Origin of the sequence: Castellaniella sp. (assembly GCF_049651205.1) — a bacterium.
Classification (GTDB): Bacteria; Pseudomonadota; Gammaproteobacteria; order Burkholderiales; family Burkholderiaceae_B; genus Castellaniella.
In genome coordinates, this window is the sequence record NZ_JBASBR010000014.1 from 1 (window position 1) to 19,794 (window position 19,794).

The 19,794-nt window shown below is 59.8% G+C and carries 24 protein-coding genes and 1 other RNA gene; 12 read left to right on the top strand and 13 right to left on the bottom strand.

Features of this window, described 5'->3' with window-relative positions; all coding sequences use genetic code 11:
* Nucleotides 1-111 precede the first annotated feature (111 nt).
* Nucleotides 112-657, bottom strand: coding sequence for an Lrp/AsnC family transcriptional regulator (locus tag WA928_RS10010; RefSeq protein ID WP_424302885.1), 546 nt, complete (start codon nucleotides 655-657; stop codon nucleotides 112-114).
* Between the two features lie 161 nt (nucleotides 658-818).
* On the opposite strand from WA928_RS10010, the gene WA928_RS10015 reads away from it, so the two are divergent.
* A complete protein-coding gene (locus tag WA928_RS10015) occupies nucleotides 819-1,799 on the top strand; it encodes a hypothetical protein (protein ID WP_424302888.1) in 981 nt (326 codons plus the stop codon).
* Here WA928_RS10015 and msrA read toward each other — a convergent pair.
* The gene (msrA, locus tag WA928_RS10020) at nucleotides 1,786-2,313 is read right to left on the bottom strand and encodes a peptide-methionine (S)-S-oxide reductase MsrA (protein ID WP_424302891.1); all 528 of its coding nucleotides are present in this window, start codon (nucleotides 2,311-2,313) and stop codon (nucleotides 1,786-1,788) included. The two genes, WA928_RS10015 and msrA, sit on opposite strands and share 14 nt — an antisense overlap.
* A gap of 13 nt (nucleotides 2,314-2,326) precedes the next feature.
* On the bottom strand, nucleotides 2,327-2,662 hold the full coding sequence (locus WA928_RS10025; RefSeq protein ID WP_424303101.1) for a c-type cytochrome: 336 nt from the start codon (nucleotides 2,660-2,662) through the stop codon (nucleotides 2,327-2,329).
* Between the two features lie 104 nt (nucleotides 2,663-2,766).
* Between WA928_RS10025 and lgt the strand changes: the two genes are divergently transcribed.
* Nucleotides 2,767-3,549 (top strand): prolipoprotein diacylglyceryl transferase, encoded by a 783-nt coding sequence (gene lgt / locus WA928_RS10030; RefSeq protein ID WP_424302894.1) that lies wholly within the window; start codon nucleotides 2,767-2,769, stop codon nucleotides 3,547-3,549.
* On the opposite strand, the gene WA928_RS10035 is transcribed toward lgt, so the two are convergent.
* From WA928_RS10035 to WA928_RS10055, 5 genes are all read right to left on the bottom strand, one after another.
* A complete protein-coding gene (locus WA928_RS10035; protein ID WP_424302897.1) occupies nucleotides 3,500-4,258 on the bottom strand; it encodes an SIMPL domain-containing protein in 759 nt (252 codons plus the stop codon). The genes lgt and WA928_RS10035 overlap by 50 nt on opposite strands.
* 106 nt (nucleotides 4,259-4,364) lie before the next feature.
* A non-coding RNA gene (gene ssrS / locus WA928_RS10040) (6S RNA) lies at nucleotides 4,365-4,545 on the bottom strand.
* A gap of 41 nt (nucleotides 4,546-4,586) precedes the next feature.
* Nucleotides 4,587-4,889 (bottom strand): cell division protein ZapA, encoded by a 303-nt coding sequence (locus WA928_RS10045; protein WP_424302900.1) that lies wholly within the window; start codon nucleotides 4,887-4,889, stop codon nucleotides 4,587-4,589.
* 2 nt (nucleotides 4,890-4,891) lie between these two features.
* Complete coding sequence (locus WA928_RS10050; protein WP_424302903.1) at nucleotides 4,892-5,293, bottom strand: hypothetical protein; 402 nt, start codon at nucleotides 5,291-5,293, stop codon at nucleotides 4,892-4,894.
* 14 nt (nucleotides 5,294-5,307) lie between these two features.
* A complete protein-coding gene (locus tag WA928_RS10055) occupies nucleotides 5,308-5,886 on the bottom strand; it encodes an RNA pyrophosphohydrolase (RefSeq protein WP_424302906.1) in 579 nt (192 codons plus the stop codon).
* A 67-nt stretch (nucleotides 5,887-5,953) separates the two neighbouring features.
* On the opposite strand from WA928_RS10055, the gene WA928_RS10060 reads away from it, so the two are divergent.
* The 9 genes from WA928_RS10060 (at nucleotide 5,954) to WA928_RS10100 (ending at nucleotide 13,989) form a co-directional block, all read left to right on the top strand.
* Nucleotides 5,954-7,687, top strand: coding sequence for a proline--tRNA ligase (locus tag WA928_RS10060; RefSeq protein ID WP_424302909.1), 1,734 nt, complete (start codon nucleotides 5,954-5,956; stop codon nucleotides 7,685-7,687).
* Nucleotides 7,688-7,756: 69 nt separating this feature from the next.
* Nucleotides 7,757-8,182, top strand: a complete 426-nt coding sequence (ybgC, locus tag WA928_RS10065; RefSeq protein WP_350383897.1) for a tol-pal system-associated acyl-CoA thioesterase — start codon at nucleotides 7,757-7,759, stop codon at nucleotides 8,180-8,182.
* Between the two features lie 2 nt (nucleotides 8,183-8,184).
* Nucleotides 8,185-8,859 (top strand): protein TolQ, encoded by a 675-nt coding sequence (gene tolQ / locus WA928_RS10070; RefSeq protein WP_350383895.1) that lies wholly within the window; start codon nucleotides 8,185-8,187, stop codon nucleotides 8,857-8,859.
* A 1-nt stretch (nucleotide 8,860) separates the two neighbouring features.
* Nucleotides 8,861-9,295, top strand: a complete 435-nt coding sequence (tolR, locus tag WA928_RS10075) for a protein TolR (RefSeq protein WP_424302913.1) — start codon at nucleotides 8,861-8,863, stop codon at nucleotides 9,293-9,295.
* Between the two features lie 28 nt (nucleotides 9,296-9,323).
* Entirely contained in the window at nucleotides 9,324-10,544 is a 1,221-nt protein-coding gene (tolA, locus tag WA928_RS10080) for a cell envelope integrity protein TolA (protein WP_424302916.1), read from the top strand.
* Between the two features lie 13 nt (nucleotides 10,545-10,557).
* Entirely contained in the window at nucleotides 10,558-11,868 is a 1,311-nt protein-coding gene (gene tolB / locus WA928_RS10085) for a Tol-Pal system beta propeller repeat protein TolB (protein ID WP_424302919.1), read from the top strand.
* A gap of 36 nt (nucleotides 11,869-11,904) precedes the next feature.
* Entirely contained in the window at nucleotides 11,905-12,399 is a 495-nt protein-coding gene (pal, locus tag WA928_RS10090; protein ID WP_350383890.1) for a peptidoglycan-associated lipoprotein Pal, read from the top strand.
* An 88-nt stretch (nucleotides 12,400-12,487) separates the two neighbouring features.
* Nucleotides 12,488-13,177: a tol-pal system protein YbgF gene (ybgF, locus tag WA928_RS10095; RefSeq protein WP_424302922.1), complete on the top strand. Its 690-nt coding sequence runs from the start codon at nucleotides 12,488-12,490 to the stop codon at nucleotides 13,175-13,177.
* Nucleotides 13,177-13,989, top strand: coding sequence for an alpha/beta fold hydrolase (locus tag WA928_RS10100; RefSeq protein ID WP_424302925.1), 813 nt, complete (start codon nucleotides 13,177-13,179; stop codon nucleotides 13,987-13,989). The genes ybgF and WA928_RS10100 overlap by 1 nt, the downstream gene beginning before the upstream one ends.
* A 23-nt stretch (nucleotides 13,990-14,012) precedes the next feature.
* Here the strand turns inward: WA928_RS10100 and WA928_RS10105 are convergent, their stop codons facing one another.
* A complete protein-coding gene (locus WA928_RS10105; RefSeq protein ID WP_424302928.1) occupies nucleotides 14,013-14,522 on the bottom strand; it encodes a copper chaperone PCu(A)C in 510 nt (169 codons plus the stop codon).
* Between the two features lie 100 nt (nucleotides 14,523-14,622).
* Between WA928_RS10105 and WA928_RS10110 the strand changes: the two genes are divergently transcribed.
* The gene (locus tag WA928_RS10110) at nucleotides 14,623-15,075 is read left to right on the top strand and encodes a PaaI family thioesterase (RefSeq protein ID WP_424302931.1); all 453 of its coding nucleotides are present in this window, start codon (nucleotides 14,623-14,625) and stop codon (nucleotides 15,073-15,075) included.
* Here WA928_RS10110 and WA928_RS10115 read toward each other — a convergent pair.
* The 4 genes from WA928_RS10115 to WA928_RS10130 all read right to left on the bottom strand — a co-directional run bounded on the left by WA928_RS10115 (nucleotide 15,072) and on the right by WA928_RS10130 (nucleotide 19,754).
* Nucleotides 15,072-16,157: a BMP family ABC transporter substrate-binding protein gene (locus WA928_RS10115; RefSeq protein WP_350383884.1), complete on the bottom strand. Its 1,086-nt coding sequence runs from the start codon at nucleotides 16,155-16,157 to the stop codon at nucleotides 15,072-15,074. The two genes, WA928_RS10110 and WA928_RS10115, sit on opposite strands and share 4 nt — an antisense overlap.
* A gap of 84 nt (nucleotides 16,158-16,241) precedes the next feature.
* Nucleotides 16,242-17,159, bottom strand: a complete 918-nt coding sequence (locus WA928_RS10120) for an ABC transporter permease (protein ID WP_424302934.1) — start codon at nucleotides 17,157-17,159, stop codon at nucleotides 16,242-16,244.
* Nucleotides 17,160-17,161: 2 nt separating this feature from the next.
* Nucleotides 17,162-18,226, bottom strand: a complete 1,065-nt coding sequence (locus tag WA928_RS10125) for an ABC transporter permease (protein ID WP_424302939.1) — start codon at nucleotides 18,224-18,226, stop codon at nucleotides 17,162-17,164.
* Entirely contained in the window at nucleotides 18,219-19,754 is a 1,536-nt protein-coding gene (locus tag WA928_RS10130; protein WP_424302942.1) for an ABC transporter ATP-binding protein, read from the bottom strand. The genes WA928_RS10125 and WA928_RS10130 overlap by 8 nt, the downstream gene beginning before the upstream one ends.
* Between the last annotated feature and the right edge of the window lie 40 nt (nucleotides 19,755-19,794).

Below are 19,794 nucleotides of genomic sequence, written 5' to 3' on the forward strand. Positions count from 1 at the left end.
GCCGAAACCGGCGCCTCGCCCTTTTACCCCCGCACAACCATCGAGACCATTGCCTTCAAATGACTGCGCTTCGGCTTGCCAAACCACTGGTTTTACCCTGTGTTGTCGGGGTTAACCCTGACTGCCCGGCGGCGAAGAGACCGAACTATAGCACGCTTTTTTTGTTGTGCGCAAACTGCGTACCGGAAGCTCTGTGGTTTCTTTGATGGACTGCAGGGCAAAGCTGCTGCGGATGTCTACCACGGAGGGATGGCGCATCAGGGTATCCATGGCAAAACGGGAGAAAGCGGCAAGGTCTTCGACCTGGACACGCAGCAGATAATCCATATCGCCGGACATGGCGTAACACTGGATGACCTCGGGCCAACCCTGAACATCCTGGGCGAAGCCGGTGATGCCCTGGTGCTCGGCACGAGAAGATTTATCCAGCCTTACCGAGATATAGGCAAGCAAACCCAAACCAAGTTTCTCGGGACTGGCCAGTGCCACATAGCGTTGGATGTAGCCGTGGTCTTCGAGGCGCTTGACGCGACGCAGACAGGGGCTGGGGGAAAGCGCCACCCGCTGGGCGAGCTCTTGATTGCTGATGCGGCCATCTTGCTGCAGATGCATCAGGATAAGTTGATCGGTCTGGTCGAGATCCTCGGCAGGCGTCATGTAAAACCTATTTTGATAGAACAGCAATAAACGTTCAGGATAAGGTGGCCTGCCAGCGCTGGCAATCCGTAACCACCCCAGCAGGGGTATTGAGCCTGCGCTTCTGGTGTACAGTCGCCCACATCGGCGCCTTGCGCCACTCTGGGCCTGCCTCCATTGTCATGAACGTCCTTCTTTATCTGAACACTATCCGGCAACGCAGCACACGCATGTTTATGACCATTGCGCGCATCATGGTGCCCGTGATGGTGATTGTCTACGCGGCCGACCGCATGGGCCTGGTGCAGCAGGTGGGCGAGTTTCTGGCACCCGCCATGGCATTTCTGGGGCTTCCGCCGCAAGCCGGGCTGATCTGGGCCACAACCGTCATTACCAATATCTACGGCGGCATGGCTTCGATGGCCGCACTGTCGGACACCCTCGACATGAACGTAGCCCAGATCAGTGCACTGGGTGCCATGATGCTGTTTGCGCATAATGTACCCACAGAACAGTCGGTGGTGCGTCGTGCCGGCGCAAGCGCCTGGATAACCGGTACGCTGCGCATTGTCGTGGGCATTGTGTATGGTGCAGCCGTTACCTGGACGTGCCAGGCGGCCGGCTGGCTTCAGGATCCGGTGTCGTTTGCCTGGATGGGGCAGGATACAGGGCTTACCCAGGGCCCGCCCGATGTCCTGACCTGGCTGCTTTCCACGGTGCAATCCCTGCTGCTGGTGCTGCTGGTCATCATCGGCATGGTGATTTTGCTGGATCTGCTGGAGCGGCTGAAGATCACGCGCCTGATTACACGCGCGCTGACTCCGGTTCTGAAGCTCTCAGGCTTGGAAGAACGTGCTGCACCGCTGACCACCGTAGGAGTTTTGCTGGGCTTGGCCTATGGGGGAGCGTTGATCATCGATGCCGCCGAACGTGAGAACTTTAGTGCGCGCACGCGCCTGCTGGCACTCTCGTGGCTGTCCTTGTGTCACGCCCTGATAGAAGACACGCTGCTTATTATGGCACTGGGGGCCAATGTGTGGGTGATTTTGGTGCTGCGCGGCCTGCTGACGCTGATGGTACTGGCCGCACTGGCTGCCCTGACACAACCACACACCCGGTGGGGCCAATACCTGGCCAGAAAAGACGGTATCAGGCCTGCTTGAGCAGGTTGGCGTAGCGCTGCCTGAACTTCGCCATCTTGGGCGCAATCACCACCTGGCAATAGCCTTGCTCGGGGTGCTGCTGATAATACTGCTGATGGTAGGACTCGGCAGGCCAAAACGGCTGCGCCGCACGAAGCTGCGTACACACCGGATCTGACAGAAGGGCCTGGACTTCCGCCATCACTGCCTTAGCCTCTGCGTGCTGGGCGTCGTCCTGGTAAAAAACGACCGAGGCATATTGAGGTCCGACATCATGGCCTTGCCGATTGGGTGTGGTGGGATCGTGGGTGCCAAAAAAGACTTCCAGCAAGGTGCGATAGCTGATGCGGGCAGGATCGAACTGAATCTGGTTGACCTCGATGTGACCGGTATCCTGCTGACAAACCTGCTGGTAGGTGGGAGAAGGCACGCTGCCGCCACAATAGCCGGGCAGTACATCCAGCACACCATCCAGGGCACGGAACACGGGCTCTTGGCACCAGAAGCAGCCGCCACCAAAAATTGCCTGTTGCATAAGAAACTCCTGATCAATGAGGCGCCGTGTTTGCCAACGACAGAATCCAGCGAGCCAGCCGGATGGCATCGGTTTTGGACACCCGGGTTTGTGCCGGCATGGGAATGGCACCCCACTGGCCTCTGCTGCCCTGGCGGATTTGCTGCGCCAGATAGGGTGCGGCATCCACACGGCCCTGAAAACGCTGGGCAATGGCTGTAAAGGGCGGCCCCACGCGGCGGGCATCGACTTGATGGCATCCCAGACATTGCCGCTGGGCAGCCAGTGCCCGGCCTGCGGGAACATCCGCCCAGGCGGACGACCCCCAGGGAAAGAGGCCCAGGGCCAATAACAGCAGCATTTGCCGCATCCCGAGATGTGTTTGCGCCACCCGCACTGCCATCAAAGCGATCCTCTGGTTAAACCTGCGTTACGGTTATTATCCATGATTGTGTTTCCTCGGGGTGCCTGTCCATGCCTTTCCCTCATATCAACCCGATTGCCCTGCAATTAGGGCCCGTGGCCATCCATTGGTATGGCCTGATGTATCTGGCCGGATTTGCCCTGGCCTGGTTGTTGGGGCGTTGGCGTATCCAGCATCATCCGGGTGAGCTCAATTTGCGGGATCTCGAAGACATTATTTTCTACGGCGTGCTGGGCGTGGTGCTGGGCGGGCGCCTCGGTTATGTGGTGTTTTACAAATTTGACGACTACCTGGCCCACCCCTTGTCAATCTTTTATGTCTGGCAAGGCGGCATGTCGTTTCACGGCGGCTTGCTGGGCGTGATTGTGGCCATGCTGATTTTTGCCCGTAAGCGTGGCCAGCCGCTATTGGCCATTGGCGACTTCATTGCGCCGCTGATTCCGCTGGGCCTGGCCGCCGGCCGCCTGGGCAATTTCATTAACGGCGAACTATGGGGCCGGCCAACCGACCTGCCCTGGGGCATGGTGTTCCCGGGTTCCGGGGATGGGATCGCCCGCCATCCTTCGCAACTGTACGAAATGGGCCTGGAAGGCTTTGCCCTGTTTGCGCTGGTGTGGTGGTTTGCCCGCAAGCCTCGCCCCATGGGCCAGATCAGTGCCGTGTTTTTGATGGGCTACGGCACGTTTCGGTTTCTGGTGGAATTCACCCGGGAACCCGACGCGTTTCTGGGGCTGCTGATGGGGGGCTTGTCCATGGGACAGATTTTGTCTGTCCCGATGGTGCTTATTGGTCTTTGGCTTTTTTTACGGGCCGCAAAAGAATCGTCCCGCTGACCGACACCGTAAGGGTTTGCTGGCCGCCCTCGATGGGCGCAGCCACCTTGTCGGCTGACATCATTGCCATCATCATGCGCGGCGCGGGGGAAGGCGGCATTTCGCCACTGCCGCCGACGTCGATGGTAGACAGGCGATAAGAATCAAACCCCAGGGCTTCTGTAAGCGCCTGCGCCCTGGCGCGAAACGCCTTGACGGCCTGAGCAGTGAGCGCCTGTTCTTGGGCCAGACGGCGCTCGCGCGAAACTGAGAAATCCATGCCGGAAATCGGCATATCCCCGGACAACTGCCCAGCCAGTTTGGAGGCAGCAGAAAAATCTTGTGATGTCAGGATGATTTCGGCGCGCCCACGCCATTCGGAGATCTGGCCATCCCGGTTGGTGGTGGGCCAGATACGATAGTTGCCGCTGTGGACTTCGATGCCCTCGTGGCCCTTGGCCTGTTTCATCACCGTATCCAGCCGCTGGTTAAGCTGCTCGGAGACCTTGGCTTGGCTATCGGCGGAAAGCTCTGCCGCCAGAGTAACCTGAACCGTATCCTGGGAGACATCGGCACTGGCTTGCGCTGACAGCGTGGCCGTCGGGCCGTGAGGACCACTCCACTTGGCTTGGTGGTGGGGTGCGGCAGATGCCAGAGAACCATAGGCGGCCAGCCCTAGAGCCATGGTGCCAACAAGGGCAAAACGGGATAAGGAAATGGATGGTGTCATGAATACCTCTGTGAATACCGCCATCTGACTGGCGGCCAATACCGCAGGATACCCGGAGAGGCCAGACAAACAAAAGCCCACCGTGTTACCACGGTGGACCATTTGTAAACGCCCCGCTTGTGCCGTCTAGGCCGGCATCCCGGAACCTGAGGTTCACGGTGGTCGCCATCAGTCAGGCTTTGGGCTATCCAGTGAAGGTAGCTCTCCCATCTGTCAATCCGGCAACCGATGCCAATTAGCATTGGTTCAAGGAATGTATGGCCAAGTCACGTACACGGCAGGGACTTAGAAGTTTGGATGCGCAAGAAAATGGCATCCGAAAATCTGCTTAAGCGGCATCCCCGAGAATTTCATCAAGCATGCCGTTCATGCCGTCAATTTTACTCCTGAAATCACCCAAGGCAAGTTGACTGAGCGGACCGTCGGGTGCGCGCAGGGTAAGGAGCTCGTTGGCGATCTGGATGGCAGCCATAACGGCGATGCGTTCGTTGCTGACCACCTTGCCCGAACCCTTGATGGCGAGCATCCTTTGGTCGACCTGTCTGACGGCCGCCAGCAAGGCGTCTTTTTCTTGAGGGGGGCAGGCCAGCGAATAATCGCGACCCAGGATGGAAACATCTACGCGTTCCATGGTCAGGCCTCCGCGCCGGGAAGGCGCTCAAGGATCAGTTCGATCTGTTTTTGGGCATCCACAGCCACCGCACTGAGCCGGCCGTAGTCTTCCTGGGTGGCATCCAGACGCCGTTGCAAGGCATCGGCATGTTGTTGCTGGTCGCGAACCCGGGTTTCGAGGGCACTGCGGGCCTGTTCGGTTTCGGCACGCACGGCCTGAAGCTCGTGATCGTGCTGGGCGGCTCGTTGGGACATCTGGGAAAAAGCGTCGCGCTCTTGTGCCTGCTGGGTTTTAAGCGTCTGGCACTCGGCCTCGAGCTGGTGGATGCGGGCCCGCAGGGTTTGGCGTTCGGCCTGCAGGCCTTGGGCCAGTTGCACAACCTTCTGGATGCGTCGTGACAAGGCGTCTAGATCTTCGAGCATGCGGATATCCTGGTTCAGGAGGTGGTCTGGGACGAATGCGATCCCGGCACCGCCGGGGAATGGCTGGCCTGTACGGTACCGCGCGACCCGCGATGACGCAAATAGCGATTTTCGCGACCCCGGCGAAACAATAAACTGGAGAGCTCGTTGAGCGCCAGGGTGTAGACTTCGCGTTTGAATTCGATGACAGCCTCTAGGGGCACCCAGTAGGCGTTCCAGCGCCAGGCATCGAATTCGGGCATATCGGTAGCCCGCAAGGAAACATCGGTATCCCGGCCCACCATGCGCAGCAAAAACCAGATTTGCTTCTGGCCTTTGTAATGGCCGCGGAGTTCGCGGCGAACGTAATGATCGGGCACGGTATACCGCAGCCAGTCTCGTGTACGCCCCAAAATGCGGACATGTTCTGCACGCAGGCCGGTTTCCTCGTGGAGTTCTCGGTACATCGCCTGCACGGGGGTTTCTCCGTGCTTGATGCCGCCCTGCGGAAACTGCCAAGCGTGCTCTCGGATGCGTTTGCCCCAGAAAACCTCGTTTTTCTGGTTCACAAGAATGATGCCGACATTGGGGCGGTAGCCTTCGCGATCCAACATGGGGCCACCTCGGTTGTGAATTCAATACAATTACTGTCGATTATACGTACCCAGCGGAATCCCTACCATGTACGCCAGCAAGTACCACCTGAATACACTCAAAGAAGCCCCTGCCGAAGCCGAGGTTGTTAGCCACCAGCTAATGACACGGGCCGGCATGATCCGCAAGATTGCGGGTGGCATCTACACCTACATGCCTATGGGCCTGAAGGTACTGCGCAAAATTGAAAACATCGTCCGCGAAGAAATGAACAACGCCGGTGCCATCGAGCTGCTGATGCCCGTGGTGCAGCCGGCCGAGCTCTGGCAGGAATCCGGACGCTGGGAGCAATACGGTGCCGAGCTGCTGCGCATCAAGGATCGCCATCAACGCGACTTTGTGCTGCAACCTACCTCAGAGGAAGTGATCACTGACATCGCCCGCAACGAAATACACAGCTGGCGCCAGTTGCCCCTCAACTTCTATCACATCCAGACCAAGTTTCGCGACGAGCGCCGACCGCGATTCGGCCTGATGCGCGGGCGCGAATTCACCATGAAGGACGCCTACTCCTTTGATCGCGACGAGCAAGCGGCGCTGGCCAGCTATGACATCATGTACGCGGCCTATCAGCAGATTTTTTCGCGTCTGGGCCTGAGCTTTCGGGCGGTGGCTGCCGACACGGGCTCGATCGGCGGCTCGCGCAGCCACGAGTTTCAGGTGATTGCCGACACAGGAGAAGACCTGATCGTCTACAACCCCGACTCGGATTACGCCGCCAATATAGAACTGGCTGACGCCCCCTGCCTGATTGCCACGCGTGAGGCAGCACAGCAACCCCTTACGCAACAAGCCACCCCCGAGGCCCCCAAGTGCGAGATTGTGGCTGAACAACTGGGACTGCCACTATCCAAAACGGTAAAGGCCGTGGTGCTGGCCACAGACCCCGAAAAGGGCCCGGCGCGTTTGTGGTTGCTGCTGATTCGTGGCGACCACGAAACCAACGAGATCAAGGTAGGCAAACTGCCCGGTTTGAAAGACGGCTATCGTCTGGCAACCGAAGCCGAGATCGACAGCGTGTTTCATTGCACGCCCGGCTATCTGGGCCCGGTGGGCCTGGCAACTGATGCCATCACCATCATCGCAGATCGCACCGTGGCCAAGATGGGCGATTTTGTCTGCGGTGCCAACCAGCCGGGTTACCACTACACGGGCGTGAACTGGGGGCGTGATCTTCCAGAACCACATCTGGTGGCCGATTTGCGCAACGTCGTGGCCGGCGACCCGGATCCCGCAGGTGGCCAGCTGGCCATTCAGCGTGGCATCGAGGTGGGGCATGTGTTTTTCCTGGGAGACAAATACTCCAAGGCCCTGAATGCCACCTATCTGGGTACTGACGGCAAGCCAGCGGTATTGCAGATGGGCTGTTATGGCATCGGCATCAGCCGGATCGCCGCCGCTGCCATCGAGCAAAACCATGATGATCGCGGCATGATCTGGCCCCGGGCGCTGGCTCCCTTCGAAGTGGTGCTGTGCCCCATTGGTATGGCGAAAAGTGAAACCGTTCGCAACGCTGCGCTCTCGCTGTACCAATCCCTCAAGGACGCAGGCATCGATGTCATCTTGGACGATCGCGATGTGCGCCCCGGCATCATGTTTGCCGACTGGGAACTCATCGGCGTGCCAGTGCGCGTTACCCTTGGCGATCGCAGCCTGAAGGAAGGCATCGTCGAGATCCAGGCACGTCGCGATACCGAGGTGCAAAAGCTGGCGCCCCAGGATGCGGCTGCCCGGGTGATTGAGACGCTGCAATCCCTTTGATGCCTGCCATTCAGGCCACAGACCACCGGCATACGGATTCTGTGGCCTGTCACACGGCTTAACCAAAAAATGACGACAGATTCCAGCAACACTTCCGGCGACCTGACCATTCGCGTATATTACGAAGACACTGATACAGGTGGCGTGGTGTACTACGCCAACTACCTGAAGTTTTTCGAGCGTGGCCGCACCGAATGGCTGCGGGCGCTCGGGGTCGATCAACATACACTGGCGGTGCAGGAACAAATGATGTTTGTGGTGAGACATGCGGAGATTGCCTATCGGCAGGCCGCCCACCTCGACGACCAGATCCGCATCCACACAGACGTCACCGACATCCGGGCCTCGACACTGGTGTTTTCCCAGCAAGCCTGGCGCGGCACCGAACTTCTGTCCACTGCAACCGTCCAAGTGTGTGTGGTTCACGCCGTCAGCTTCAAACCTATCCGTTTATCTACTTCCCTTCGGGATCTCTTGAACAAGGCCCTTCACTAACCATGCAAGCCTCGAGCGATTTGTCGCTGCTCTCCCTGATTGGCAATGCCAGCATCCCCGTACAGATCGTCATGCTGATTCTGCTGGGCGCATCCGTGCTGTCCTGGACATACATTTTCAGCAAACGCGCCGCCCTGAAGCGCACAGACGAGCAAACCCGCCGTTTCGAAGACGATTTTTGGGCGGGCGGCGATCTGACCGTGCTGCAGCAGGCAGTGGCCAGCCGTCGCAACGAGCACGGTGCCCTGGCCCGCATCTTTGATGCCGGCATGACCGAATTCATCAAGGCACGACGCTCGTCCACGCGCGGCGATACCATGCTGGACGCCCCTCGGCGCGCCATGAAGGCGGCTTTTCAGCGCGAGATGGACAGCCTGGAATCCCACCTCAACTTCCTCGCCTCCACTGGCTCTGTCAGCCCCTATATTGGTCTCCTGGGTACCGTCTGGGGCATCATGCACGCATTCATGGGGCTATCCACCATGCAGCAGGCCACGCTGGCGGCAGTGGCCCCCGGTATTGCCGAGGCGCTGATCGCCACGGCCATCGGCCTGTTTGCGGCGATCCCGGCGGTGCTGGCGTACAACCGCTACACCAACGAAATCGATCGTCTGTCGATTCGTTTCGAAAGCTTTATCGACGAATTCCTCAATATTCTCCAACGTCAGGTGCACTGAGATGACCTCACTTGGCAACCGCCGCACCCGCCGGATGAAAAACGACATCAACGTCGTCCCCTACATCGACGTGATGCTGGTACTGCTGGTGATCTTCATGGTGACGGCGCCCATGATTACCCCAGGCCAGATCGAGCTGCCTTCTGTTGGCACGGCCTCCGAGGTTCCGCTGCAACCCATCGAAGTACAGATCGACGAAAAAGGCGAACTCTCCATGCGACTGCGCGAGGGTGGCGCGTCTTTTCGGCCTGTCGACAAGGCCAATCTGCTGGCCGAGGTAAGCGCCGCCGCCACACCGGATACCCCGGTGGTGATCTCGGCCGATGGCAAGGTGCCCTACGAAACCGTCATGCAGGTCATGGACCAGCTACGCAGCGGCGGTGTCTCCAAGCTGGGGCTGATCGTCAACCAGAATGCTGCCGGCAGCCATCAGTGACCGTTCACGCAAGCAAGGTTAAGGTTTCATGACTTGGCTGGATCGACTCCTTCACACTGATACGTCCTCTGACAAACGCGACGACCGTATTGGCCTGGCCGCATCACTGGCTGCGCACGGGCTGCTCGTATTGCTGATGGTGGTGGGTTTCTCCTCTGCCCCGGATAACGCCGGCCCTGTGCAGGTAGAGCTCTGGTCGCAAGGCACGGTGGCCGAGGCCGCTCCGCCGGAACCCACTGAAGAGGCCGCTCCGCCCCCTGAGAAGCCTGACGTCCCGCCCACCCCCGAACCCAAACCAGAACCTCCCAAACCAGACGACAGCGTCCAGAAAGCCGCTGAAGCCGAGGCGGCGGCACAGGCCAAGGCAGCTGCCGAAGCACAAGCTGCCCGTGAAGCCGAAGCGGCGCAACAAGCGGAAGCCCAGGCCCGCGCGGCCGCGGCTGCCAAGGCCCAGGCTGAAGCCGAGATTGCTTTGGAAAAAGAACGTCAGGCGCAAGAAGAAGCCAAGCGACTGGCAGAAGAACAAGCCAAAAAAGAAGCCGACGCAAAGGCTGCAGCTGAGAAACTAGCCCAGGAAAAAGCGGCTGCAGAAAAAGCGGCAGCGCAGAAGGCTGCTGCCGATAAGGCTGCCAAGGAAAAGGCTGCCAAGGAAGCCGCCGAGAAAGCTGCTGCTGATAAGGCTGCTGCCGATAAGGCCGCCGCCGAGAAAGCAGCTGCCGATAAGGCCACTGCAGAAAAAGCGGCTGCCGAGAAAATAGCCAAAGAGAAAGCTGCTGCTGATAAGGCTGCCAAGGACAAAGCTGCCAAAGAGGCCGCCGACAAGGCGGCTGCTGAAAAAGCCGCTAAAGAAAAGGCTGCCAAAGAAGCCGCTGCCAAGCGCGACGCCCTGAAGGCGGCATTGCGAGGCGCGGCCATGGAGGCAGCCGGTATCCCCAGTGGCAACGCCGACCGTAATCAGCGGGGCGGTGGTGGTAACGATGGCTATGCCGCCAAGGTGCGCGCCTGCGTTCAGCCGGGCGTGATCTATAACGTGCCGCCACAAAGCGGCTCACGCAACCCAACTGCCAGCTTCCGTACCCGGTTGGCCTCTTCGGGCCGGGTAGAAAGTGTTGACCTCACCCATTCCTCTGGAGACACACGTTTTGATGATGCCGTACGCAAAGGTATCCTGGCGTGCTCTCCCTTCCCCAAACCGCCTAGCGGGCGGTATCCATCGTATATTGATGTGGATTACCGCATGTACGACTAAGGAGATCGTAACCATGACCGTATTTACAGCTACCGGCTTTATCGGGCGCCTGTGGCGGCGCACGGCGGCCGCTGGCGTGGGCCTGGCACTGGCTGCCCTGGCCACTGGCCCTGCCCATGCCCAACTGCGTGTGGATATCTCAGGGGTGGGCGCCACCCAGTATCCCATCGCCATTGCCGATTTCTCTGGTGCCAGCAGCGGCACCACCTCCACCCCGGAAGTCATCCGGGCCGACCTCACCCGCTCGGGTCAATTTCGACTGATCAGTGCCGGCGGTGCCAGTCTGCCGCTTAAAAGCACGGTGGATTACGGTACCTGGCAAGCCCGCGGTGCTGATTACCTGGCGCTGGGCAGCGTCGAGCAAAACGGTGGCCAATACACCGTCAGCTACCGCTTGGTCGACAACGTCCGCAAGAGCGAACTCGACTCCGCTGTGTTCACCGGAAACGAATCCGAAATGCGTCGGATCGCGCACCGGATTGCCGATCGAATCTACGAAAAGATCACTGGCGTACGCGGCGTCTTCTCGACTCGAATCGCTTATGTGTTGCAAACAAGCAACGGATATGAGTTACAAATTGCTGACGCGGACGGCCAAAATCCACAGGTAATGTTGCGTTCAAAGCAGTCGATTATTTCACCCACGTGGTCTCCCGACGGCAGCAAGCTGGCATACGTCAGTTTCGAGTCAGGAAAGTCGGTGATTTACGTCCAGACCTTGGCCACTGCACAGCGCCAGCCGGTGTCCAATTACAAGGGTAATAACAGCGCACCGTCGTGGTCTCCGGATGGCTCGCACATGGCGATCGTGCTGTCTATGGACGGCATCTCGCAGATATACACCATCAATGCGGATGGATCCAATTTGCGACGCGTCATGCGCTCTCCGCTGATCGACACCGAACCCGACTACACCCCCGATGGCCAATCCCTGATTTTCACCAGTGATCGGGGAGGAAGCCCTCAAATTTACAAGGTGCCCGTGGCGGGTGGTGACGCCCAACGAGTCACCTTCTCCGGCAGTTACAATATCTCACCTAGGGTATCGCCGGATGGACAGCAACTGGTGTACGTTACACGTAGAAACGGTGCTTTCAGGATAGCTAGCCAAGCCTTGAATTCGGGTTCTGAGCAGCTTCTGACAGACGGTCCGGACGATCAATCGCCCAGCTACGCGCCCAATGGCATGCAAGTGCTTTACAGTTCCATCCAAAATGGGCGCAGCGTACTGGCAGTAACTTCGATCGACGGGCGTGTCCGCCAGACGTTGTCGGTACTCAATGGCAAGGTTCGCGAACCAGCCTGGGGCCCTTTCACGAATTGATTTTTTCGTGTGACTCTTTCTTCTAAAGGACATTCAATGAGCTCGCGCATCACCAGGACCCTAACCATTGCCGCGTTCGCTGCCTCTCTGGCAGCTTGCAGCTCCGTACCGCTCGACGAAAACGGTGCCGGCGGCGCCGGCTCGGATTCGGCGTCGGCCGGGCAGATCATGGATCCATTCAACCCGCAAAGCCCTCTGGCGCAACAGCGCTCGGTCTACTTCGACTTCGACAGCTACACGGTGCCTGAACAATACCGCAGCGTTGTCGAAATGCACTCCAACTATCTGACCAGCCATCAGGGCCAGAAAGTGCGCGTCGAAGGCAACACCGACGCCCGTGGCAGCTCCGAATATAATCTGGCCTTGGGCCAGCGCCGTTCGGATGCCGTGGCACGCATGATGAAACTACTGGGTGTAAACGCCAACCAGATCGAAGCCATCAGCTACGGTAAAGAGCGTCCCAAAGCTCAAGGCAATACCGAAGCCGACTACGCCGAGAACCGTCGCGCAGACATCAATTACCAACATTGATCGTCGCCTGACGCAGGCAGCGCCGTAGCGGTGACGCTACGGCGTTTTTTATTCTGATGCAGACCTCTCGACCCAAAGGAAACATGCCATGCACGCCCTGACCCATCGTCTAAACACGCTTTCTGTGGCCACCTTGATGGCCCTGACGCTGGCAGCAGCACCCGCACATGCTTTTACGGATGACGAAGCGCGTCGTGCGATCCTGGATCTGCGCACGCAGCTGCAGCAAATCAAAGACCAAAATCAGCAGGCCCGCCTGCAACTCGCCGATCAGATCGACAAACTGCACCAGGAAATGGCCCTGATGCGTGGCCGTCTTGAAGAGCTCGGACAACTCAACCGGCAAGCCCAGGCGCCTGAGGGCCCGACCAATGCACCCAGTGCCGGCACACAGGCCCAGGATGACCCCCAGCAACGGGCCGCCTACGAGGCAGCGGCAGATCAGTACCGCAATGGCCGCTACAAAGAGGCCGCCACCAGCTTTGCCACGTTTGTGCAATCGTATCCCGACAGCACCCTAAATGCCGACGCGCAGTTTTATCAAGGCAGCAGCCAATACGCAGCCAAAGATTTCAAGGGCTCGATCCAGACGATGCAAGCCCTGGTAAAAGCACACGCCGATGATGCACGCGCCCCAGAGGCCTTGCTGGTAGTGGCCACCGACCAGATCGAGTTAAACGACATGAAAGGCGCCAAGGCCACCTTGCAACGCATCATCAAAGACTACCCCAGCAGCAACGCAGCCGAAACCGCCAAAAGCCAACTGAAACTGCTGTAATGCCGGCTGCCCCTGTTTTACCGCCACACACGCTGGCACTGCCCGATAGCGACGTGCTGCACTACACACGCATGGGCCGGCAGGGCAGCCCTATTTTGCTGGTCCATGGCTCTTTATGCGACTATCGCTACTGGCGCTGGCAATTTGAAGCCCTGAGCCAATCCCACCAAGTGATTGCGCCCAGTTTGCGCGGCTGCTGGCCCGATACCCGCCCGCACCCGATGGCGGCTTACCGCACCGATCGTCACGCAGGCGATCTTGTTCACCTGGTGCGCCAGTTGGGTTTGCAAGCCGGTGTTCATGTACTGGGGCACTCGCGTGGCGCGCAGGTGGCATTTGAATTTGCCCGCCAGGCGCCTGATTTGTGCCTGTCGCTGACCCTGGCCGACCCAGCGTTTCGGTTTGACGACGAACCCGAAACTCCTCCGTTTTATGCAGACACGGTGCAGCAGCTGCAGGCGGGCGCCATCGATACTGCCTTGCAGGCCTTTATCGATACCGTCAATGGCCTCGATACCTGGCGCCGAATGGTGGCATGGTTCAAAGAGATGGCGCGCGATAACGCGCTGACGCTGATATCCCAGATACAGGAAGCCAACCGCGCCGTGCGGGTGGCTGATGTCTCGGCATTGCACTGCCCGATATTGCTGGTGGGTGGCAGCAACAGCCCGGCCAAGTATGGCAACCGTCAGGATCGCCTGCAACAGTGGCTGCCTGCCGCCCAGCGCGTACGTATTGCCCTGGCTGCCCACGGCATGAACCTGGCCAACCCCAGGGCGTTTAACAAGGCGCTGATGGATTTTGTGACGTAAGGCACCAGCCCCACACCAGGCGCTTAATGCGCCATATGCTTCATGCCGTGCTTGCCCATGCCAGGCATGGCGTTAGGCGCCTTGACTTCGCACGACACAGACACTTGCTGCTGGTTATCAAGAACAAACTCGACTTGTACGTGATCGCCCACCTTCAAGCCATCACGGGGCTGCTCGAGCATCAGGTGATAGCTGCCCGGCTTGAATGCCAGGCTGCCACCGGCAGGCACCGCCACCTGATGCACCATCGACATTTTGCTCATGCCGCTTTCCTGGGTGGTTTGATGCATCATCACCTGGCCGTAATCGGGTGAACTGGCAGACGTGAGCTGACGGGCCTGCTGGCCGGCATTATGAAACACCAAGAACCCGCCTGAAGGGGCCGGAGACGGCAACTGACGAATCCAGCAATTGGCGGCCGTGACCTCGGCTGGGGCCGCAGAGGTAGTGGCTGCTGGCGCCGCTGCCCAGACACTGGCAACTGCGAAAAAACTTAAAGAAAACATCCCGAGAGAAGCACACACGCGTTTCATGGACTGGCCTGTATCAGTGAAGGTGCAGCGGGCCACCGTGGCGTAATGCTGCACAGGTTCTTGCCAGTGTACTATGGCCTTTTCCCTTGACCTTTGCGCCATGACAAGCGTTTCTTCCCTGGCGGATACCTTGCCGCCATCGTGCATCACCATCAAAGAGTTTGAAGATCTGCTGGCACGTCTGCACCCCTTTGCGGCCGTACTGGGTATCGAGATCAAGGATATCCGCCATGGCCAGGCCACATTACGGCTGCCACCCAACCCATCCAATCAGCGTTTGGGCGGCATTGTGGCGGGCCCCATGCTGATGGGCCTGGCGGATCTGGCCCTGTATGCGGCGGTGGTCAGCGCCACTGGCGTACCAGAGGCCGTTACGGCCAGCCTCACTATCCACTTTTTGCGCGGAGCACCCGCGGGCGGCATCATCGCACAGGCCAGGATATTAAAAACCGGCCGCATGACGGCCGGTGAGGTACTGCTGCTACCCGAAAGCGGGGGCGACCCCGTGGCTCAGGTTATGAGCACGTGGTCGGTACCCCGCAAGGCAGGCTAGTTTTTGCTGAGCTCGCCCACAACGCCTTCGACGTAATAATCCATGGCATTCAGCCCGGCATCATCCAGGGCACCTTCGGCCAGCACCACCTTGCCCTGATTGGTTTTGATCGGTGCGGCAAAGACATTGAGGCTGCCATCAGCAATGGCGTCTTCTTTGACTTTAAGCTCGGCCTTCAGGGCGTCGTCGACAGCGGGGCCAAAGCCCTCGAGATCAACCATATGCTCTTTGAAGCCACCCCAGACTTGGTCGGGTTTCCAGGTGCCATCCAGTACAGCCTTGGCCTCACGGGTAAAGTACGGGCCCCAGTGATGGGTGACGGCAGCCAGCTGGGCATGCGGGCCAAACTTAAGCATGTCGGAGTGATAGGCAATGGCAAATTTGCCGCGTTCTTCGGCCGCTTGCACAGTGGCAGTGGAGTCGGTGTGATGAGTGACAATATCAGCACCCTGATCCAGCAAGGCCAAAGCAGCATCACGCTCTTTACCCGGATCAAACCAACTGTTGACCATGATCACCCGCACTGTGGCATCGGGTTTGACGCTACGCAAGCCGCGCGTAAAGGCGTTGATACCCTGCAGAACCTCGGGGATGGGATACGCACCCACATAGCCGACGACACCGGTTTGTGTTTTATGGCCGGCCAGCACACCTGCCACATAGCGGGCCTGGTAAAAGCGGGCGTTGGTGGTGGCCACGTTGGGCGCCGTTTTGTAGCCCGTGGAGTGCACAAACTTGACGTCCGGGAACTGGCGCGCCACCTTGATGGTGGGGTTCATGAAGCCAAACGACGTGGTGAAGATGAGCTTGTTGCCTTGCTGGGCCAGATCGCGGATAACACGATCGGCATCAGCGCCCTCGGGTACGTTTTCGACAATTTGCGTCTTGATTTTGTCGCCTAGCTGTTCTTCCATGTACTTGCGGCCCAGATCCTGCTGCCACGTCCAGCCGGCTTCGCCCACTGGACTGACATAGACAAAGCCGATTTTGAGGGGCTCTTGGGCCGAGGCCGGACCTGCTGCCCACAGGCAGGCGGCCGCGGTGGCCACCCCCAGGGTTTTAAGAATCGAAGCTGTATTCATGGCGGAAATCTCCGTGGTTCGAGTCGGTGAATGAAATCTTACCGGTTAAGCAGGAGCTGGCGCCGCAGCGCAACAGCCTTGGGGTTAATGGTTGGGGTTAAAGGCCCGCCCCAGCGAAGCTGGCATATTGATGCGTATCCAGTTGACGTTGCGGGAAATCAGCACTAGCACCAGGATGGTGGCCAGGTATGGCAGCATGGACAGCAACTGCGAGGCAATAGGCACGCCCAACGCCTGCATGTGGAACGTAAGGATGGTGATGCCACCAAACAGATAAGCCCCTATCAGCACCCGCAAAGGCCGCCAGGTGGCAAAGGGGGTAAGCGCCAGAGCGATCCAGCCGCGCCCGGCCACCATGTTCTCGACCCACATCGGGGTATACACCAAAGACATGAACGCCCCAGCCAGGCCACAGCACGCCCCGCCAAACAGCAGGGCCGCCAGGCGGATGCGGCGCACCGAGTACCCCAGTGAGTGGGCGGATTCGGGGGATTCACCGACAGCCCGCAACACCAGGCCGGCACGGGTGCGATACAAGAACCACGACAACAACACGGCCATGGCCAGGGCGCCATATACCATGGGATGATGCTGAAACAGCGCCGGACCCACAAAGGGAATATCACCCAGCAGCGGAACCGACCAGGTAGAGATCTGGATGGTGGCGCCCACATACGGCAAGCCGATGGACGCCGACACCCCTACCCCGAAAAGCGACAGAGCCAGACCGCAGGCCACCTGATTGGCCCCCAGCCACACCACCAGCCAGGCAAAAAGCCCGGCCATCAGGGCACCAACCAGTGCACCCCCGATAAAACCCACGGCTGGGCTACCGGTTTGTACGGCCAGCGCAAACCCCAGGGCGGCAGCCACCAGCATCATGCCTTCGGAGCCCAGATTGATGACACCGGATTTTTCGTTGATCAATAAGCCCAGCGCCGCGAGCATCAGGGGCGTGCCCGCGTTCATGGCGGCGGCGATCAGTGGGGCCAAGGCATCCATGATCAGGACCTCCAGCGCAAACGTTGATAGATCAGAACATCACAGGCCAGCAGGGAGAACAGCAAGATCCCCTGAAAAATGCCGGTGATGGCGCTGGGCATGCCCAGACGTGTTTGGGAGAGCTCGCCACCGATGTAGAACAAGGCCATGATGAAACTGGCAAAGACCACCCCGATGGGATGCAGCCGGCCGACAAACGCCACAATGATGGCTGCAAACCCATAGCCAGGCGACACCGACGGCGTGAGCTGGCCGATAGGCCCCATGATTTCGCAGGCGCCCGCCACGCCAGCCAGCGCCCCCGAGCCCAGCATGCAGCCCCATAACGCCCGCCGGGACGAAAACCCGGCATAACGCGCAGCCAGAGGGGCCAGGCCGCCGACGGTTAGACGATAGCCGGCAAACAGGCGTGCCAACAGCAGCCATGCCAGCAACGCTGCCACCAACGCCAGGACAATCCCCAAATGCAGGCGGGTGCCCGGCCACACCGGCAACAAAAAACCAAAATCAAACAGACGCGACTGCGGGAAACCAAAGCCGTCGGGATCACGCATGACGCCATGCACCAGATAGCTGAGCAGCAATTGCGCCACATAAACGAGCATCAGGGACACGAGGATCTCGTTGGCGTGATAGCGGTCTTTGAGCCAGGCCACCAGCCCAGCCCAGAATGCTCCGCCCAAGGCACCGGCCACCAAAGCCAAGGTGATCATCAGGGGGCCGCCCCCCGTACCCGAGCCATCGTCGAACTGCAAAATGAACGCGCCGGAGGTAATGGCACCCAGCACCAGCTGGCCTTCGGCCCCGATATTGAAAATATTGGCGCGAAAACACAGCGCCAGGCCCACCGCGCACAGCAGAAGCGGGGCCACCTTGACGCCGATCTCGGACCAGCCACGCAAGCTGCTGAGTGGCTCGATGAAGAACACCCCCAGGCCCTGCAGGGGCGACTTGCCCACCGCCAGAAACATAAGCACGCCGCAAAGAGCGGTAAGGCCTAGTGCCAGCAGTGGCGACAGCCATGCCATCCGGCGGGAGGGTTCGGCACGGGCAACGAGTTCAAGCATGAGCGGGCTCCGGGGTGTTATCTGACTGGGCGCCCGGCCAAAGGCCGCTCATCCACTGGCCGATCTGTTCGCGATCGGCGTGATCGCGGGCCAAGGCGGGTGATACCCGGCCCTTGGCCATCACCACCACACGATCCGAAAGCTCAAGGAGCTCGTCGAGCTCTTCGGAAATAAGCAAAATGGCACAGCCGGCATCGCGCAAGGCGAGGAGCTCGGCGTGGATTTGCGCGGCAGCACCGACATCAACCCCCCACGTGGGCTGGGCGATGATGAGCAGACGCGGGTTGCGTACGACCTCGCGCCCCACGATATATTTTTGCAGGTTACCGCCCGACAGACTGCCTGCCAGTGCATGCGGGCCGGCAGCCTTTACCCGGAAGCGCTGCAGGATCTCGGTGGTGATGCGTTGCACGACCCCGGTACGGATCCAGCCGTGGCTGAGGGTTTGCGGCCCCTGGTGCGAAAGCAGCAAGTTGCGCGCGAGGGAGATTTCGGGCACCGCACCGCGCCCGAGGCGCTCTTCGGGCACAAAGGCCAGACCCTGTGCACGCCGCCAAGCCGTGGGCTGATGGCCGATGGGCGCGCCATCCATCTGGATGGAGGCAGCGCTGCTGCGACGGTCTTCGCCCGAGAGCACACCCATGAGCTCTTGCTGCCCGTTGCCCGACACCCCCGCAATACCCAGGATCTCGCCGGCATGCACATCGAAGGACACTTGCGACAAGGGTGTGGCAAACGGATGTGCTTGCGGGAGATCGAGCTGCTGCACCTGCAGCACCACGGGGCCGGGCTCGCGGGCCTGGCGGTGCTGTACCGGCAGATCGGCGCCAATCATCAGGCGCGACAGACTAGCTTCGGTTTCTTCGCGGGGATCACACACGCCGGTAACCCGGCCGGCGCGCATGACCGTACAGCAATGACACAGGCTGCGGATTTCGTCGAGCTTGTGGCTGATGTACAAAATGCTGCAGCCCTCGGCCGCCAGTTGACGCAATACCTCGAAGAGCCGCAGCACAGCCTGGGGCGTGAGCACGGAGGTGGGTTCGTCGAGAATCAGCAAGCGGGGTTTGCCCAGCAAAGCGCGCACGATTTCGACGCGTTGGCGCTCGCCCACCGACAGGGTGTGTACATGGCGATGCGGCTGCACATCCAGGCCATACTGGCTGGCGGTCTCGGAGATGCGCTGGGCCAATGCCTGCAAAGGGGTGTCCGGGGCCAGGCCCAAGGCAATGTTTTCGGTGACGGTTAAGGTATCAAACAGCGAGAAGTGCTGAAACACCATCCCCAGGCCCAGTGCGCGGGCCTCGGCGGGGCTGGCGATTTGTACGGTGTCGCCATCCCATTGCACCGTGCCGGCATCCGGGCGTACCACCCCGTAGATGATTTTCATCAGCGTGGATTTGCCGGCACCGTTTTCACCCAACACCGCGTGGATCTGACCGGGTTCGACGGTGAGATCGATGTTGTCGTTGGCCAGTACGGCTGGGTAAGACTTGGTGATGTGGCGCAAGGCCAGACGCGGGGGCATGCAGTGTCCTGTTCGAATCAAGGTGAAACAGCCGGGATTC